The 15,892-nt window shown below is 58.0% G+C and carries 11 protein-coding genes; 6 read left to right on the forward strand and 5 right to left on the reverse strand.

Annotated features, from left to right (window positions below):
* Together BHAP_RS00200 and BHAP_RS00205 are read right to left on the reverse strand one after the other, a co-directional pair.
* Window positions 1-721 (reverse strand): transposase (locus tag BHAP_RS00200; protein ID WP_143248692.1); only part of this gene is annotated, 721 nt, incomplete at its 3' end.
* Between the two features lie 224 nt (window positions 722-945).
* Window positions 946-1,575 (reverse strand): carbonic anhydrase, encoded by a 630-nt coding sequence (locus BHAP_RS00205; protein WP_169713128.1) that lies wholly within the window; start codon window positions 1,573-1,575, stop codon window positions 946-948.
* A 486-nt stretch (window positions 1,576-2,061) separates the two neighbouring features.
* On the opposite strand from BHAP_RS00205, the gene ahpC reads away from it, so the two are divergent.
* On the forward strand, window positions 2,062-2,625 hold the full coding sequence (gene ahpC / locus BHAP_RS00210; protein ID WP_094728495.1) for an alkyl hydroperoxide reductase subunit C: 564 nt from the start codon (window positions 2,062-2,064) through the stop codon (window positions 2,623-2,625).
* Between the two features lie 75 nt (window positions 2,626-2,700).
* Window positions 2,701-4,671, forward strand: a complete 1,971-nt coding sequence (locus tag BHAP_RS00215; RefSeq protein ID WP_094728497.1) for an FAD-dependent oxidoreductase — start codon at window positions 2,701-2,703, stop codon at window positions 4,669-4,671.
* Window positions 4,672-5,526: 855 nt separating this feature from the next.
* Here BHAP_RS00215 and BHAP_RS00220 read toward each other — a convergent pair.
* Complete coding sequence (locus BHAP_RS00220) at window positions 5,527-8,280, reverse strand: phosphoenolpyruvate carboxylase (protein ID WP_094728499.1); 2,754 nt, start codon at window positions 8,278-8,280, stop codon at window positions 5,527-5,529.
* A 386-nt stretch (window positions 8,281-8,666) separates the two neighbouring features.
* Here BHAP_RS00220 and BHAP_RS00225 point away from each other — a divergent pair, with 386 nt between their 5' ends.
* Entirely contained in the window at window positions 8,667-10,553 is a 1,887-nt protein-coding gene (locus tag BHAP_RS00225) for a threonine/serine exporter family protein (RefSeq protein ID WP_094728552.1), read from the forward strand.
* Between the two features lie 424 nt (window positions 10,554-10,977).
* On the opposite strand, the gene BHAP_RS00230 is transcribed toward BHAP_RS00225, so the two are convergent.
* Window positions 10,978-11,895, reverse strand: coding sequence for a hypothetical protein (locus BHAP_RS00230; protein WP_143248693.1), 918 nt, complete (start codon window positions 11,893-11,895; stop codon window positions 10,978-10,980).
* Window positions 11,896-12,563: 668 nt separating this feature from the next.
* Window positions 12,564-13,664, reverse strand: coding sequence for a tryptophan--tRNA ligase (gene trpS, locus BHAP_RS00235; RefSeq protein ID WP_094728502.1), 1,101 nt, complete (start codon window positions 13,662-13,664; stop codon window positions 12,564-12,566).
* Window positions 13,665-13,822: 158 nt separating this feature from the next.
* On the opposite strand from trpS, the gene BHAP_RS00240 reads away from it, so the two are divergent.
* The 3 genes from BHAP_RS00240 (at window position 13,823) to BHAP_RS00250 (ending at window position 15,736) form a co-directional block, all read left to right on the forward strand.
* Window positions 13,823-14,212 carry a DUF3073 domain-containing protein gene (locus BHAP_RS00240; RefSeq protein ID WP_094728504.1) on the forward strand — a complete coding sequence of 130 codons (390 nt, stop codon included), beginning with the start codon at window positions 13,823-13,825 and terminating at the stop codon, window positions 14,210-14,212.
* 121 nt (window positions 14,213-14,333) lie between these two features.
* Window positions 14,334-15,029 carry a LytR/AlgR family response regulator transcription factor gene (locus BHAP_RS00245; protein ID WP_094728506.1) on the forward strand — a complete coding sequence of 232 codons (696 nt, stop codon included), beginning with the start codon at window positions 14,334-14,336 and terminating at the stop codon, window positions 15,027-15,029.
* Between the two features lie 29 nt (window positions 15,030-15,058).
* Window positions 15,059-15,736 (forward strand): sensor histidine kinase, encoded by a 678-nt coding sequence (locus BHAP_RS00250; RefSeq protein WP_244569181.1) that lies wholly within the window; start codon window positions 15,059-15,061, stop codon window positions 15,734-15,736.
* Window positions 15,737-15,892 lie beyond the last annotated feature (156 nt).

A 15,892-nucleotide genomic window follows, 5' to 3' on the forward strand; every position in this document is an offset into this window, starting at 1 on the left:
TGATCAGGATCGTCTTTTCCCGGCTTGTCAGGTTGTCCGGGTCTGCGCCCGGCTCTTTTCCCACCAGTTCCGCCGATCCCTTCATGATCGCCAGCCTGATCTCCATCGCCCGGTATTCGGCGCGCAATCGCTTCAGATCGGCGTTCAGCGCGGCGATCTCGCCACGCAGCGCATCCGGATCCGTCTGTGGAGCGGCATCCTCGCGTTCCGGTTCGTCCTTCGCCACCGCGGCCCCTTTCGTCTCGCCGAGCAATTGCCGCTTCCAGTTTCTCACGACTGATGAATCCACGCCCAGTTCTTCCGCCGCCTGACGCGACCTCATCTCGCCGGACGCGACCCGGAGCACGGCCTCACGCTTGAGCTCCTCGGGTATGGGCCCATGGCACAGACGACGTTCGCCCGGCGCGAGCTCGTCGATCCACGCGGCCAGCAGCGTCTTGCTCGGATACCCCAACCGGCGGATTGTACGGCTCGCCCGCCGCCCGTGCGTCAGATAATGATCCACTGCCGCCCGCTTCTGCTCCGCCGTGTAGCGCGCATACCGCTCCCCACGACTCGACGGCACCCCAGTCCTCTGCTCCTCGAGCCAGTCATGGTGCCACATGCGCAACGCTTCCCGACTGGGATAACCCAGCTCGCGGATCACATCCGCAGCGCAGCACTCGTACCGCACATACAACTCAACCGCACGCCGACGCTGCTCCTTGCTGTACCTCGCCATGGCCGTTTCCTCCTTGGATCACAGTCCAAGAAAACAGCACCACCCCCCACTGTCTGGATTGCGTGGCAGAAAACGCTCACTGACACCCGTCTCAGTGAGAGAAAACCGCCACTAACAGAGGTGAGTGACGGAAAACGCTCGCTGGGGCGGGTTCGCTGACAGGGGGAACCGAGGGAAGGATCAATGCCAGTTTTGGCTTAACAACCCCCAGAACCCCTAGCCGCCTAGAAACTCAACACCTCGACCTTGCCGGTGGACAGCTGGTAGCGTGCGCCGACGATCATCAGTTGATCGTGAGCCAGCGCATCCTGAATCACCTCAGAACGCGTCACCAACTCCTCGATCGTGTGCGCAACATGCACGCGCTCGAAATCCTCGTGCGCATCCAACTCAGCTTGTCGCGCCTGCCATACCGACATACCAACCGACCGCAGCACAATCGACTCAGCCTCTGCAATCCGCTCATCCAGATCGTCAATCGCGTCCGCAGCTTCCAGCGAACCAGCCGCATTGTCCGTCGTCGCCGCGATCATATCGTCCAACTCGTGCGCGGCCATGTCGATCGCACCGCAACCTTCGTGGCCGAGCACGACCAGCAAACTCACGTGCAGCTTCACCACCGCGTACTCAAGGCTTGCGATCACCGCGTCGTCCAGAATCTGACCAGCCGTTCGTACAGTGAACAGATCGCCGAGGCCAGCGTCAAACACGATCTCCGGTGGCACGCGCGAATCCGAGCACGACAGTACCGCCGCGTCCGGATTCTGCCGATCGATGAGCGACTCGCGCGTCGTCGTATCCTGCCACGGATGCTCCGGCTTGCCTTCCGCGAACCGGCGGTTTCCGGCCAACATGCGACTCCACGTCGAGTTTGCGGTCGATTCGTGCGGTTGATTTGTGGTGTCGGCGGAATCATACGCCGCGGCCGAAGCATTTTCCTGTTCGAACTGGTCTTCTGACATCATGCTCCTCTTCGACTGGGTCTAATTGATTGGGTCGATTGACTTGGTCCAAACGAGTCCATAAACGAATCCATAGTAGAACACGGGCGTTATGTGATGGGCGTTTCAGTCAGTATTTCCAGCGTTTCCATCAGCAGCTGATACCGCTCACAGTGCGCGAGCCAGCGACAAACGGCCGATCCGATGAGATTCACCGTCTCACAATCGCGATGTGATAATTCTCATGTGCGCTTGCGGCACAGTTTTGTGCGTGGCGCGTGCGTTCAGGATACGATTAAATCAGTGTCCGAAGCGTCCGGCTTTCGGACGAAATCGTGAAACAGTTCACGCGTGCGCCGTCGTTGCGCATGTGCCGCGCTGTTTCGGAAAGGAACGATGATGACTCTTCTGCAGCACGAACTCACTGATTTCAAGGTCCAGGCATTCCAGAACAACGAATTCCACGAGGTCACCAAGGCCGACGTTCTCGGCCACTGGTCCGTGTTCTTCTTCTACCCGGCCGACTTCACTTTCGTCTGCCCGACCGAGCTTGAGGACCTCGCCGCCAAGTACGAGGACTTCAAGAAGATCGGCTGCGAAATTTACTCCGTGTCGACCGATACGCACTTCGTGCACAAGGCATGGCACGACGCGAACGAGAAGATCGCGAAGATCCAGTACCCGATGCTCGCCGATCCGACCGCACTGCTCGCGCGCGACCTCGACACCTACAACGAAGTTGACGGCATGGCCGAGCGCGGCGATTTCATCGTCAACCCGGAAGGTCGCGTGGTGGCGTACGAAGTGATCTCCTCGAACGTCGGTCGTAACGCGGACGAACTGCTGCGTCGCGTGCAGGCATCGCAGTTCGTGTACGAGCACGGCGATCAGGTCTGCCCGGCCAAGTGGCAGCCTGGTGAGGACACGATCGAGCCGAGCCTTGACCTCGTCGGCCTGCTCTGATCTGACGTATTCCACGGCTCTCTCGCTTGAGGGAGCCGTTTTTCATCTCTGTTTCTGTAGATAAGGAGCTTGTTCATGACTGATACCAGCATTGACACCAGCAATCTGTACGACGTGGTCGTAATCGGCGGCGGTCCGGCGGGACTGACCGCGGGCCTGTATCTCGCCCGCGCTCGCTACCGTGTGCTCGTCCTCGAAAAGGACGATTTCGGCGGGCAGATCACCATCACCAACGAAGTCGTCAACTATCCTGGTGTGGGTCGCACGACCGGCCGCGCGCTCACGCAGACCATGCGTCAGCAGGCGAAGGATTTCGGCGCGGAATTCCTGTCCGCCGAGGCGACCGGTCTCGACGTCGACGGCGATATCAAAACCGTGCACACGTCGCGCGGTGACTTGAAAACGTTCGGTATTGTGCTCGCTACTGGCGCGTCTCCGCGCAAGCTCGGTTTCGAGGGTGAGGCCGAGTACGCAGGTCGCGGCGTCGCCTACTGTGCGACTTGCGACGGCGAGTTCTTCACCGGTCGCGAAGTGCTGGTCATCGGTGGCGGATTCGCGGCGGCTGAAGAGTCCGTGTTCCTGACGAAGTACGCGTCCAAAGTCACGGTGCTCGTGCGCGAACCGGACTTTACGTGCGATGCGTCCGTCGCGGCCGAAACGAAGCGCAATCCGAAGATCGAAGTGCGGTACAACACGGTACTTGACGGCGTGACGGCTGGCCAGGGCGGTCTGCGCGAGGCCACGATTCGCAACGTTGCAACTGGCGAGAGTGAAACGTGGAAGCCGGCCGACGACGGTACGTTCGGCGTGTTCGTGTTCGCTGGATACGTGCCCGCGACCGATCTCGTGCGCGGCATCGTCGAACTGGATTCGCACGGATACGTCGTCACGCACGACTATCTCGAAACGTCGGTGCCGGGCGTGTACGCGGCCGGTGACCTGCGCGTCAAAAACTTGCGTCAGGTCGTCACGGCGACCGCTGACGGTGCGATCGCAGCCGTCGAACTTGAGCGGTACGCGAAGTCGATGAGCGAGAAAACCGGCCTGGTTCCGCCGCGCCCGACGGCCTCGGCGTACGAGCAGGCTGAGGCTGCGGCTGCTACCGCTGCTGCTTCTCCCGCGCAGTCCGGCACGACGCCGGCTCCCGCGCCGGTCAAGCGTAGTGCGGACGCGGCTGCCGCTGCCGGTGCGGCCGCGCGCAAGCCGGGCGAACTGTTCTCCGACGCGATCAAACAGCAGTTGAACGTGGTGTTTGGCCGCATGACTCGTCCGATTACGCTCGCTCTTGAGCTGGATAACACGCCACTTTCGGCGGAATTGCAAGGATTTATCGGCGAGATGGTTGCGCTGTCTGACGGCAAGCTGAACTCGGTTGCGATAGATGCGGCTGGATTGGTCACGGCTGTGGATGGTGCGAATGTGCCGAGTGCGGTGGTTGTTGGTGAACCGGTGACGATTGCGCTGCCGGCCGGTTTCGAGGGTGCTGGCGCCGGTGACGGTGCCGCTGCTAGCGCAGCAGGCGATGATGAGTCGGTGCTGCCGGCCTACGGTTCGCTGGATGAGACTGGGCGTGCTGAGTTCGATGCGGCTGGTGTGCTCCCGGGTGCGCGGCCGTGCGTGCGACTGTGCGTGTGGGATGAGGATGCCGGGCGCTTGGTCGCAACCGGGCTTGCATTCCACGGGGTGCCGAGCGGCCACGAGTTCAACTCGTTCGTACTTGGCTTGTACAACGCTGCCGGTCCGGGTCAGCCGTTGGATGATGATCTGCGGGCGCGCGCGGTTGCGGCAAGCCCGACCGACATCATGATCCTCGTCTCGCTCACCTGCACGATGTGCCCAGAAACAGTGCTCGCCTCGCAGCGCATTGCCTCGCTCAACCCGGGTGTACGTGCGGAAGCATACGACATCTCGCACTTCCCCGAACTCAAGGACGAATATGGTGCAATGAGCGTGCCGTGCATTGTCATCAACCGCCCTGATGGTTCGCAGCAGGTCGAATTCGGCAAGAAGAGCGTCACACAGATGCTCAGCCTGATTGGTGCGTAAGCGTAAAACTGCTGTAGTGGGGTGGGGGACGTGCGTAGCGCGTCCTTAATTGCAGGATGAGCTGGCCGCGAAGCGGCCTGAGGGGTAGTTGCACCTTCGGAACGTTCCAAGGGTGTAATTACCCCTCAGTCGTCTACGACGACAGCTCGACCTGCAGTTTCAGATACGCTGCGCGCGTTTTGTTGGCTCGGACAAGGGGAGCCATTCTAACTTAGGGGTTATGTACGGGGCGGTTTGCTGATGTGATGCGTGTTCTGCCCCGCTCAGCGGCGATGTAGGGGCGGACGATGTGGTCCATTATGGGGTTGTTATGCGTTCTAACTCGGAATTTTGGCCTGTTTTGTACCGTATCTTGCAGTTCTAGGTAATAATGGCTGGTATTCGAGGAACAAAAGAGGTTTCCGCTATGCCATCGATGTCGTACAAATGGCGGAATTGCAACGATTTGCATGTTTCTTGTTCAAGGGCTTGCTGTCGTATTAATACTGCGAAAAACCTAGAACTGCAAGATAGCGTTGTATTTGCGCGGTGATGTGGGGTTGCAGGCGGTTGCGCGACAGAATTCTTGAAAGGGGAGATGGTGTGCCGGTAAGTGAGTATTGAGGCATTGATTGGGGGACGAATGCGATGAGTGGTCGCGGCGACTTGCGGCGACTGCATCATCGAGAGAAAAAGGAAAGGGCTTCCGCTCATTGAGCGGAAGCCCTTTCCTTATGGGACTGTTTTTCAACTGCTCGCCTTCGGCCCCTGCAATAAAGGACCTCACTGCGTTCGGACCTATTTCGACCTTCGCTTACCCTATCGGGTTCGCTCAGGCTGATGTTGAAAAACAGTCCACCGGACTGTTTTTCAACATCAGCCCGTGTTCTGCAGGCCGGCTGCGACACCCGAAACAGTGCACAGGATCAGGTAGATAAATCCAGCCTGTTGGCTCTGCGAGAGCTCTTCCTTATCCACCTTCTTACGCAGCGAACGCAACGCAAGCACCTGCGTGACGGACAGCGCATCCACGTACGGCGAACGCACGCGAATCGCCTGACCGAGCACATGACGATGCTGCAACGGCCACTTGTCGTTGACGATCTTGAGCACCCACTTCGTGGTCAACTCCATCTCGTCAAGCACCTTCTTCGACAGCTCATCGTTGTCGCCGAGCGCCAGATACATCTTGGCAATACGCTCGTCAGTCTTCGCCAGCGACATCTCGATGTTGTCGATGAACGTCGAGAACAGCGGCCACTCTTCATACGCCTCGCGCAGCGTCTCCAAATCGCCAAACTGTTCGCACGCCGTACCCAAGCCGTACCAAGCAGCGAGGTTGATGCGCGCCTGCGCCCACGAGAACACCCACGGAATCGTACGCAAATCGTCGAGCGACTTCGCACCCAAACCGCGCTTGGCCGGACGCGAACCGATCGGCAGTAAGCCAACCTCGGTCAGAGGCGTGACGGTCGAGAACCACGGCGCGAAGTCCGGCGTCTGCAGCAAATCGAGGAAGCGGTTGTGTGCAGCCTCATCCAACTTTGCCGTCATGTCCGCATACTTCGCGGTCATCTCAGTGTTCGTCTTCTCGACGCTCGGCGCAGACTGCAGCAGCGTGGCCGCCGCAACCGACTCGATATGACGCACCGCGAGAACCGGGTTGCCGTAACGAGCGAAAATAACTTCGCCCTGCTCGGTCAGCTTGAAGCGGCAGTTCACCGAGCCCTTCGGCTGGGCAAGCACCGCGCGGTTCGCTGGGCCACCACCGCGGCCAACGGCACCGCCGCGGCCGTGGAACAGCGTCAGATCAATGTGATGACCTTCGGCCCACGCGACAATGCGCTGCTCGGCGGAATGCAGAGCGAGCGTTGCGGTAGTCGGACCGGCATCCTTCGACGAATCGGAGTAGCCGAGCATGACTTCCATCTTGTTGCCGGTGGCCTTGAGTCGCGCCTGCACTTCAGGAATCTTGACGATCTCCTCAAGCACGTTCACGGAATTCTCAAGATCTTCGAGCTGCTCGAACAGCGGAATCACGTCGATCGTCGGCACGTCTTCGGGATGCGCGAATGCAAGCCGGTTCAGCTCGTACACGTCGCGCACGTTCTGTGCGGACTTCGTGAACGAGATGATGTAACGGCGCGCAGCCTTGATACCGTTGCGCTTCTGGATCGAACCGAGCGCGCGGAACGTGTCGAGCACCTCGTGAGTCATCGGCTGGAGCGGGCCGCGTTCGCCGTGCAGACCATGCTCGCGGATGTCTTCAAGCGCGCGCGAATGCACGACGGAATGCTGGCGGAACTCCATTTCGACCATGTGGAAGCCGAACGTTTCGGTCTGCCAGATCAGATCTTGCAGCGGGCCGTACGCGGAACGACGCGCACCAGCTGCGGCCAGCGAACGCTGCACGACCCTCAGATCAGCGAGGAAATCGTTGGCCGAGTGGTACATGAGATCGGCGTCGCGCGCGATCGTGTAGTGCAGACGATCGGCCATGACCAGCATGACTGCGCGGTGCATTTCCTTGGTAGAGATGAGCGCGGCTTTGTCAGTCAGTCGCTCGCTCATTTCCTTCTGATGATTCCACAGGTTGAGCAGTTCTGCGCTGGCTGGCGTGGTACCAGTTTCCATCGTCAGGTTCTTGCCGACCGTGCGCGTGGCCTCTTCGAGAGCGGCGATTACATGATCGGAGAACTTGCGGGCGACTTGACGGCTGACCTTCGCGGTGACGTTCGGGTTGCCGTCGCGGTCGGAGCCGATCCAGCTGCCCGGGTGGAAGAACGCGGGGCAAACCGGCTCGACGAGGCCGGCCTTGTCACCGAGCACCCAGTCGTCGAAGCGACGGTAGACGGCGGGAATCGTGGTGAACAGCGTGTTGTCGAAAATGTCGAGAATCGTGTCGGCTTCTTCAACAGGCGTCGGCTTCTTCAGCGCGATCGGCGACGTGCGGAACAGTGCATCGATCTCGTTGTACAGGCGACGGCTGTTTTCCTTGCGATCCGAACCGCCGAGCGCACGATGCTGCTCAAGCAGTTCCGCGATACGACGAATCTTGCCCTCGACAGCCTTACGGCGAGCTTCGGTCGGGTGCGCAGTGAATACCGGATGGAACTCGAGTTTTTCGAGCAGATCTCGCGCCTTGGCTGGGCCCATCTCGTTGATGAGCTGGTGGTAGGCGGAGGTCATTTCGTTGACCGGATCGTACGCTTGGTCGCCGGAAACCTCGTTTTCACGCTGGCGCAGGACGGAGACGCGGTAGTTTTCCTCGCTCAAGTTCGCCAGATGGAAGTATGTGGTGAACGCGCGGGCAAGCAGTTGCGCGTCATGCAACGACATGGCATCGATGGTTTCCACAGCCTTTTTGAGACCGTCCTGATCGGGATTCGGGTCAACCATGCCTTCAAAATGCTCGGCGCTGGCTTCCACGGCGTAATTGCGTACCGTGTCGAATGTGGAAAGCAGATCGGGATCGAACTCCCCTAGCACATCGCGCAGGATGCGCAGACACAGATCCATGTCGTATTTGAGGGATTCGGGAAGATCACGCTCTTCGGGGCCTTTGGTCCCCAAACCGGACGTCACGATAGTGGCGTCGGCGGGCGTGATCTGCTGATCATTAGTTGTCATCAGACCTCCTTTGCTGAACTCCCGGTTGCTCGGTCTACCGGTCATCCGCGGCTCCTCCGCGGTTGTGTTGGCCGGCCGTTGCAAGCCCAAAGCCGTTGGTTCAACGGTTGTGGGGCTATTGTAAAACTCGCTAATCGACAGTTAGGTTACGAGTTTCGGGTTATGGAATTTATGGCTGTGCAGTGTCTGTGTGTGGACTGTGCGTGTCGCGCGTATATGAGACAGCTGTGTCCACGATACGGACTCAATTGTGGTCGTTTACCTGTTCGCCCACGGCGCGCGGTAAACCTGAAATCGTGAGTCAGGGGCATCAATATGAACGAGAGGACGGCGAAAGCAGCGCCGTCGCAGTACAGCATTTCCACACGCATTCCATCCCGCTCGACATGGAAGACATCGAGCGTGACTGGGACAAGCCCATCGCCGAAGCAGGTATCGCCGCTAAAGCCAGCGTTATCGTGCGCGTCGGATTGCTTGATCTTTCCGCAGGCACCGGATCATTCCGCGTGCGCGAAATGATGCACCGCATCGCCTATCCGCTCGGCGTGCACGTGCGTGCCGACGTCAACCTCACCGACATCGAAGCCGCCTGCACCGACGGCAAAGACCGCATCACCGAGGTCATCGATCTGCCGACCACCGGCGTCAATACCGAACGAATCTGGCTACTCGAACACTACGCCGACTGGTTCAGCGTCAACCTCGGCGAAGACTCCATGTACCACAGCCGGCCCGAAGTGTCGAAAGGGCTCATGCAACACCTCGACAGCAAGGACGCGTCACAGGTATCCGCCGAACTGGCCAAGCAGCTGCGCGAAGAAGAGCGAGATGCGCATCCTGACGGCAAGAAATCGGAAACCGGCGTAGATGAGCCAGGGCAAGACGCCGTACTCGACGCGCTCGAAGCAGCCAGTGCACACATCGACCCCGGCGAGCCGATCGCGCCGCAACTCGCCGTGCATGAAACCGACTGGTCGCAGTCAGCGATGACTCAATCATTGGCTGCGCGCGCAGCCGCCGATCAAGCCGGCAAAACCGCCTCGTCATCTGCGGATACTGCCGCAGCGTCACACAACGAGGTTGCGGACGGTGCCGTGAGCGCATCTCACGGCACCGCACCGCGCACTACAGCCCATCGCAGCAATAGCCACAGCAAAGCGCTAGTCGACGACGGATTCGTGCCCACCAGCGACGCGCGCAAACATACGCATGCGCACAAGCCTCCAAAAGGCGAGTATGCAGCCCACTTTGACCACGTCGGCAAAGAGCGCGTAACCGGCCGGCCGGGCATCACCGTGCGCCAAGCTCACGAGCGACTCGACATGATCGAACATCGCAAGCCGCTCTACTCCCCCGCTTTCGCCGGTCTCGCCTCCGCAATCGCCTGCGCATCCTTCGTGTTCCTGCTCGGCGGCGGGCCTTACGACATGGTCGGCGCGTTCGTCGGTGCTGGACTCGGTCATTGGCTGCGTCGACGGCTGTTCGCGCATCATCTCAACCAATTTTTCGTCACGTTCGTGTGCGTTGCGGTCGCGGCGCTCGCGTGCACGGGAACGCTACGACTCATCGGCCTGTTCGACCCGGTCGCGTTGCAACACGACACGGCATATATCGGCGCGATGCTGTTCGTTATCCCAGGATTTCCGCTCATTACCAGCGGTCTTGACATGGCGAAAATCGATTTCCCGTCCGGTATTCAACGCCTGTCGTACTTCCTGTGCATCGTGCTGATGGCCACGCTCGCCGGATGGATGGTTGCCACAATTGTGCATCTCAACCCCGAAGGGTTCGAGCCGCTTGGGTTGAACGCGTGGGTGAATGGACTGCTGCGCTTCGTGTTCGCATTCCTCGGGGTGTGGGGATTCTCCATTATGTTCAACTCGCCACAGCGTATGTGCTTGACCGCGGCGGTGATTGGCGCGATTACCGACACGTTGCGACTGGAAATTGTGGATATGGGCGTGCCGCCGGAAGCTGGCGCGTTTATTGGCGCGTTGCTCGCCGGCTTGTTGGCTTCAGCGTGGCGGTCCTCGGTGCGGCACGGGTGGTTGCCGCCACACCTCGGGTATCCGCGCATTTGCCTGACTGTGCCGTCGATCGTGATCATGGTGCCTGGTCTGTATATGTATCAGGCCATGTTCCATCTTGGCTCGTTCGACATTCAATCCACGCTTGATTGGGGATTCCGTGCGTTTATGGTGATCGTGTGTTTGCCGATTGGTTTGGCGATGGCCCGCGTGATCACCGACAAGTCGTGGCGCTATGACATTTAACGGTTGGCGGGTCTGTCGGTGGGAACTTTTTATGGCTTAAGGGAGGGGGTATCGTGTTTTGCTGCGAGGCGCGGATTGAGAGGCAGGATCGTGGGTTTGCGTGAATTGATTTGGTAACGTTCCGCCATCTTTAACGCCTAAAACATCATATATACGGGGTTCGGGGGCATGCATGCGTCTGACACCTGCCGCTCGATCGTCAAACTACCCCTGGCATTTGTTGGAACCTGCCTCTTGAATGAGGTTCTTTTAATCTGAGAGGCAGATTTTATTGTTTGTTGGGGTCTTTCTTCAATCTGAGAGGCAGTCAGTGCCGGAGCAAAAGCCGCATAACACCCATATATACCCCCGAAATTGGGGAATGAAGGGAAGCCACTGCCTCTCAGATTGAAGAAAGACCCCCGCAATACGCAAAATCTGCCTCTCAGTTTAGAGAAAGATCCCATAGTGGCTTACGCTGCAATCGGTGACCGTCACTCACCTGTTCAATGGAAAGCCTCGGTTCTAACGGAATTGGCACATGAAGCACCCGTTCTATCGAGGTAGCTACCCGCTGAGCCAATTCTTCTTCAGCGAGCTCATTGCGTAAATCGACAAATGTGACTTTGATATACGCCCATCCAGCTGCTTCGATCATTTCTCGTCGCTTATCGTCTGCTAATACTTGAGCACTGCTAAACCGATGATGGTTACCGTCGTATTCGACGGCGATGTGTAATGCTGGATATGCCATATCGAGGAATAGCGTACGCGATGTGTTTGGTACTTGCAGCTCGTAATTTACCACTGGTGACGGCAGCCCATAGCGCATGAGCGCAAGTCGAGTGCGCGTTTCCATTGACGAGTCCGTGTGTTCCCGAATCACTCTCAGAGCGCGCCGACATTTGCGAATGCCTTCAAACCGTTTTGCCTGATTGATGAATCGGGTGAAATCACTGATTTCAGCTTTTTTGAGCCGTCGGTCGCGACGCATCATTGATTCTGCGAGTATGATCAGCTCATCTAGCGTCAACACGGATGCATAATGAGCCCACGCGCATACTGGCGTCAAGCATTCGAATTTACGGCCAACGATAATGGTTTCGATAGGGCCAGTCCACGCTAGATATTGCACATTTGATACGTGGCTGCGTTTGGCCAGTGAAGGTACAACCACTTGAATGCAGCCTCGGTGTTTCGATCGCGCATATGAGCGTGGCTTCTCAATGCCCAATAATTCCAGCGCCGTGTCTCGGGCATATACGAACGGCTGGCGGCTGCGTCGCTGCAGTTCGTCACAGGCGTTCATTCGCATGGCTTTAAGCTCGGTAAGAGCTGTTAATGAGATTGCATCATTGGTCACATTGCTGACCATACGTGGGTTACTCTCAATATGCTACTGGCGATGGGCCTAATTGTGGATATGTGGATAACTTGATGCGCTTATCAAGTTACATGCGTTTTGCGCCATTAGCGTGTTAATGAATTTAGTCCCCTTTCGCGAACTGAAGTATGAATTGATGGCAAGAAAGCTAGTGTGTAGAGGAAGGAATGTGGGCTTTTTCGATCTGAGAGGCAGGTTTTATTGTTTGCCGAGGTCTTTCTTCAATCTGAGAGGCAGTCAATGCCGGAGCAAAGCCGCATAACACCCATATACACCCCCGAAATTGGGGAATGAGGGAAAGCCACTGCCTCTCAGATTGAAGAAAGACCCCAACAAACAATAAAATCTGCCTCTCAGATTAAAAGAGCCTCATTCAAGAGGCAGGTTCCAACAAATGCCAGGGGTAGTTTGACGATCGAGCGGCAGGTGTCAAACGCATGCATGCCCCCGAACCCCGTATATATGATGTTTTAGGCGTTAAAGATGGCGGAACGTTACCAAATCAATTCACGCAAACCCACGATCCTGCCTCTCAATCCGCGGTCAAATAATGGCGCTCGCCATAAACACCCGTCAATAACAGTAAGGGGGGTGAAACCACTCCGGTTTCACCCCCCTACCGACGAGCGGCACTCGCCACTCGCCACTCAGTACTTCATGCCCATTGCCTCGCGCACCTGCTCAAGGGTTTCCTCGGCGATGGCGTTGGCACGCGCGTTGCCGTCATGCAGCACATCGCGCACATAATCCAAATCCTTGGCCAGTTCGGCGCGGCGCTCACGATGTGGCGCAAGGAACTCGTTCACCGATTCGATCACATACGCCTTAAGTGCACCTGCACCCGCCTCGCCAATCTCGTCAGCGATTTCCTTCGGGTCGCGCCCGGTGACCAGACCAGCGGTGGTGAGCAGTGCCGACACCTGCGGACGCGCAATCGGGTCGAACGTGATGCGGCGTTCGGAATCGGTCGGGCTTTTCTTGATGAGTTTCGCCGTTTCCTCCGCGGTCGCGCCGAGCATAATCGAATTGCCATACGACTTGCTCATCTTGCGCCCGTCAAGGCCCGGAATTTCCGGTGCCTCAGACAAAATTGCGGCCGGCTCCGGGAACACCGGGTGCTTCTTCGCATAACGCTCGTTGAAGCGGCGCGCGATCGTGCGCGTAATTTCCACATGCGGCAGGTTATCCTTGCCGATCGGCACAACGTTCGCCTTGCAGAACAGGATGTCGCACGCCTGATGCACCGGGTAAGTGAGCAGCAGTCCGGTAAGCGCGTGGCCGGACGCTTCCATTTCAGACTTGACGGTCGGATTGCGGTGCAGCTCAGCCTCAGTGACGAGCGACAGGAACGGCAGCAGCAGCTGGTTTTCGGCCGGTACGGCGGAGTGCGTGAAAATCATGGTTTTCTTCGGGTCGATGCCCGCGGCCATGTAGTCGAGCACGAGATTCAAGACGTTGTCTTGAATATGCTCGGTGGTGTCGCGATCGGTGATGACCTGATAATCCGCGATAATGATGTTCGTGTTCACGCCGCGTTCCTGCATGGCGACACGCTCGCGAATCGAACCGAAGTAGTGGCCGAGATGCAGACGCCCGGTCGGACGGTCGCCGGTGAGCATCGTGAATTTGCCCGGATTGGCTTCGAGCTTGGCGAGCGTCTCGTCGGAGCGCTTCTTCGCTGCGAGGAAGCTCGCGCTCATTTCGTTACCGGCAGCGGTGATCTGCTGCTCTTGGGTTTCGTCCGTCATGGTTCGTTGTCCCGCCTTTTGCGCGTCTGTCGCGCGTGTTGAAACACCTGAAAATATCGCTTTTATCGTAAAAGTGCGAGACGACAAGCCCATAGACGTGATCAGGTGGTACTCTCTTATGTGATGATTCAACACGTACAGTAATTTCAGGGGGTCACATGGGCCGCGGACGTCAGAAAGCAAAACAGCAGAAAATTGCCCGAAAGCTCAAGTATTTGACCACCGATACTGATTACGATGAGCTCGCCAAGGAGCTGAGCGAGCAGGAGCCGGGCGTGGGTTCGCCGGACCCGTTTGCTGATATCGAAGCACAGTATGACCAGCATACGGACGCAGATTCGGACGTTGCTGATGATGTGAGCGTCGATGATGGTGAGACTACTCAGTCGTCGGTTGACGACGATCTCGACGAGTATGCCAAGTGGGCGGCCGAGGCTGCCGCGAAGGCGACGAGCGGCGAGTTCCCTGCGGCGAAGCCAATCCCGATGCCGAAGCCACACAAGCCAATTCCTATGCCGATTCCGAGCGCTCTCAAGCCCAAGAAGTGAGTTGACGAGCCGCGCAGTCCCGCTGATCTACGGTCAATGATCTACGGTCAATCGTGGGTCGGACTGGGGCCGCGCGGCTACAGCTGATTGACGATCTCAAGGTTGCATAAGGTTGCGTGTGATGCTGCGTATCGCGATTTGTGATGACAACAGCACGGACGCCGCGTACGTTCGTGCGCTCGCCGCGCAGTGGGCTGACTCGCGTCACGTTGATGCGCAGATTGAGACGTTCCCTTCTGCCGAGCGGTTTATCAGCAGTTTCGATCAACGGCAGGATTGGGATATTCTGCTGCTCGACGTGGAAATGGGTGCGATGGACGGCGTCGAACTTGCGAAAACCGTGCGCAAGACCAGCCGCACTGTCCAGATTGTGTTCGTAACCGGCTATTCGGATTACATTGCCGATGGGTACGACGTTGAGGCGCTCAACTATCTTATGAAGCCTGTGGATGCCAGCAAACTGGCGAGTGTGCTCGACCGAGCGGTAGAACGGTTGCAACGGTCGGCGCGTTGTCTCGACCTTGAGTGTGCCGAAGGACTGGTCAGGATTCCACTAGATGAGATCCGTTATCTCGATGTGCGGCGCAATTATGTGACCGTGCACGGCGCGCGTGACTACACAGTCAAGCGACCGTTGGCTGCGTTCGAGTCGGAGTTGGGACGCGATTTCTGCCGCGTTGGTCGTGCGATGATTGTCAACTTGCGGATGATTCGTCGCGTGACACGCAGTACAGTTGAGCTCACTGATGGTACAGTGCTCCCCTTGCCGCGTGGCGCGTACGAGCCGCTTAACCGCGCGATTATCGGCATGGACTAACGTTACGTTTCGTTGCGCGAGGAGGGGAGATGAGTGGGCTGATGTGGTTTCGTCGCAGGCGATCGGAACGTGCACTCGCTGCGTACCAGCGTGAGCTGCTCGACACGCATTACCGCGAGGTCGAGAACATGTACACGAAGATGCGCATGTGGCGGCACGACTATCGCAATCATTTGCAAACGTTGAAAGCGTTGGCTGCGAACGGCGATCTCGCTGGTATTCGTGACTATCTTGACAAGCTCGACGACGAGTTGATCGTGCTCGATAGTCCGATCAAATCAGGCAATGCGATGGCGGACGCGATTTTGAGCAGCAAAATGTCGCTTGCGCAGTCGCGCGGTATTGCCGTACGCGTAGACGCGCATATTCCTGTGAAACTGCGGATTTCCGAGCTTGATTTGTGCTGCGTACTTGGCAACCTATTTGACAATGCGATCGAAGCGAACGCCGATCTGCCCGAAGGCGAACGCATGATTCGCGTGTACATGGATATGAAAGGTACGCAACTGTATATTTCGTTCACGAATACAACGGGTGCGCACAAACCACGCAAGAATCATGGTCGTTTCCATACGACTAAGTCCGGTGAAGGTCACGGTTTTGGATTGCTACATATCGATGAGATTGTCGAGAACGCCGGTGGATATCTGAGCCGTAACTCCGAGGATGGTGCGTTCACGACCGAGATCCTCCTGCCGCAGCAGTGATTGCTGGTTCGCTGCCAACATGTTACGCAACTGTCTGAAGGTGTAACGGATGGACTGGCCGCGTCCACTAGCCCGGAGTCTTAGCACGGAGTGGCGGTTTTTGCTCGCTGAGGGTGTGCTCAGCGAGCAAAAACCGCCGCGCACTGGTGTGAGTGG

The sequence above is a fragment of the Bifidobacterium hapali genome (assembly GCF_002259755.1).
Classification (GTDB): Bacteria; Actinomycetota; Actinomycetes; order Actinomycetales; family Bifidobacteriaceae; genus Bifidobacterium; species Bifidobacterium hapali.

Bases quoted from the DNA above. Each gene is read 5' to 3' on its own strand.
- BHAP_RS00245 (WP_094728506.1), top strand. From the start codon at position 14,334: ATGCTGCGTATCGCGATTTGTGATGACAACAGCACGGACGCCGCGTAC.
- BHAP_RS00250 (WP_244569181.1), top strand. From the start codon at position 15,059: ATGAGTGGGCTGATGTGGTTTCGTCGCAGGCGATCGGAACGTGCACTC.
- BHAP_RS00205 (WP_169713128.1), bottom strand. From the start codon at position 1,575: ATGTTGGCCGGAAACCGCCGGTTCGCGGAAGGCAAGCCGGAGCATCCG.
- ahpC (WP_094728495.1), top strand. From the start codon at position 2,062: ATGACTCTTCTGCAGCACGAACTCACTGATTTCAAGGTCCAGGCATTC.
- BHAP_RS00240 (WP_094728504.1), top strand. From the start codon at position 13,823: ATGGGCCGCGGACGTCAGAAAGCAAAACAGCAGAAAATTGCCCGAAAG.
- BHAP_RS00220 (WP_094728499.1), bottom strand. From the start codon at position 8,280: ATGACAACTAATGATCAGCAGATCACGCCCGCCGACGCCACTATCGTG.
- trpS (WP_094728502.1), bottom strand. From the start codon at position 13,664: ATGACGGACGAAACCCAAGAGCAGCAGATCACCGCTGCCGGTAACGAA.
- BHAP_RS00225 (WP_094728552.1), top strand. From the start codon at position 8,667: ATGGAAGACATCGAGCGTGACTGGGACAAGCCCATCGCCGAAGCAGGT.
- BHAP_RS00215 (WP_094728497.1), top strand. From the start codon at position 2,701: ATGACTGATACCAGCATTGACACCAGCAATCTGTACGACGTGGTCGTA.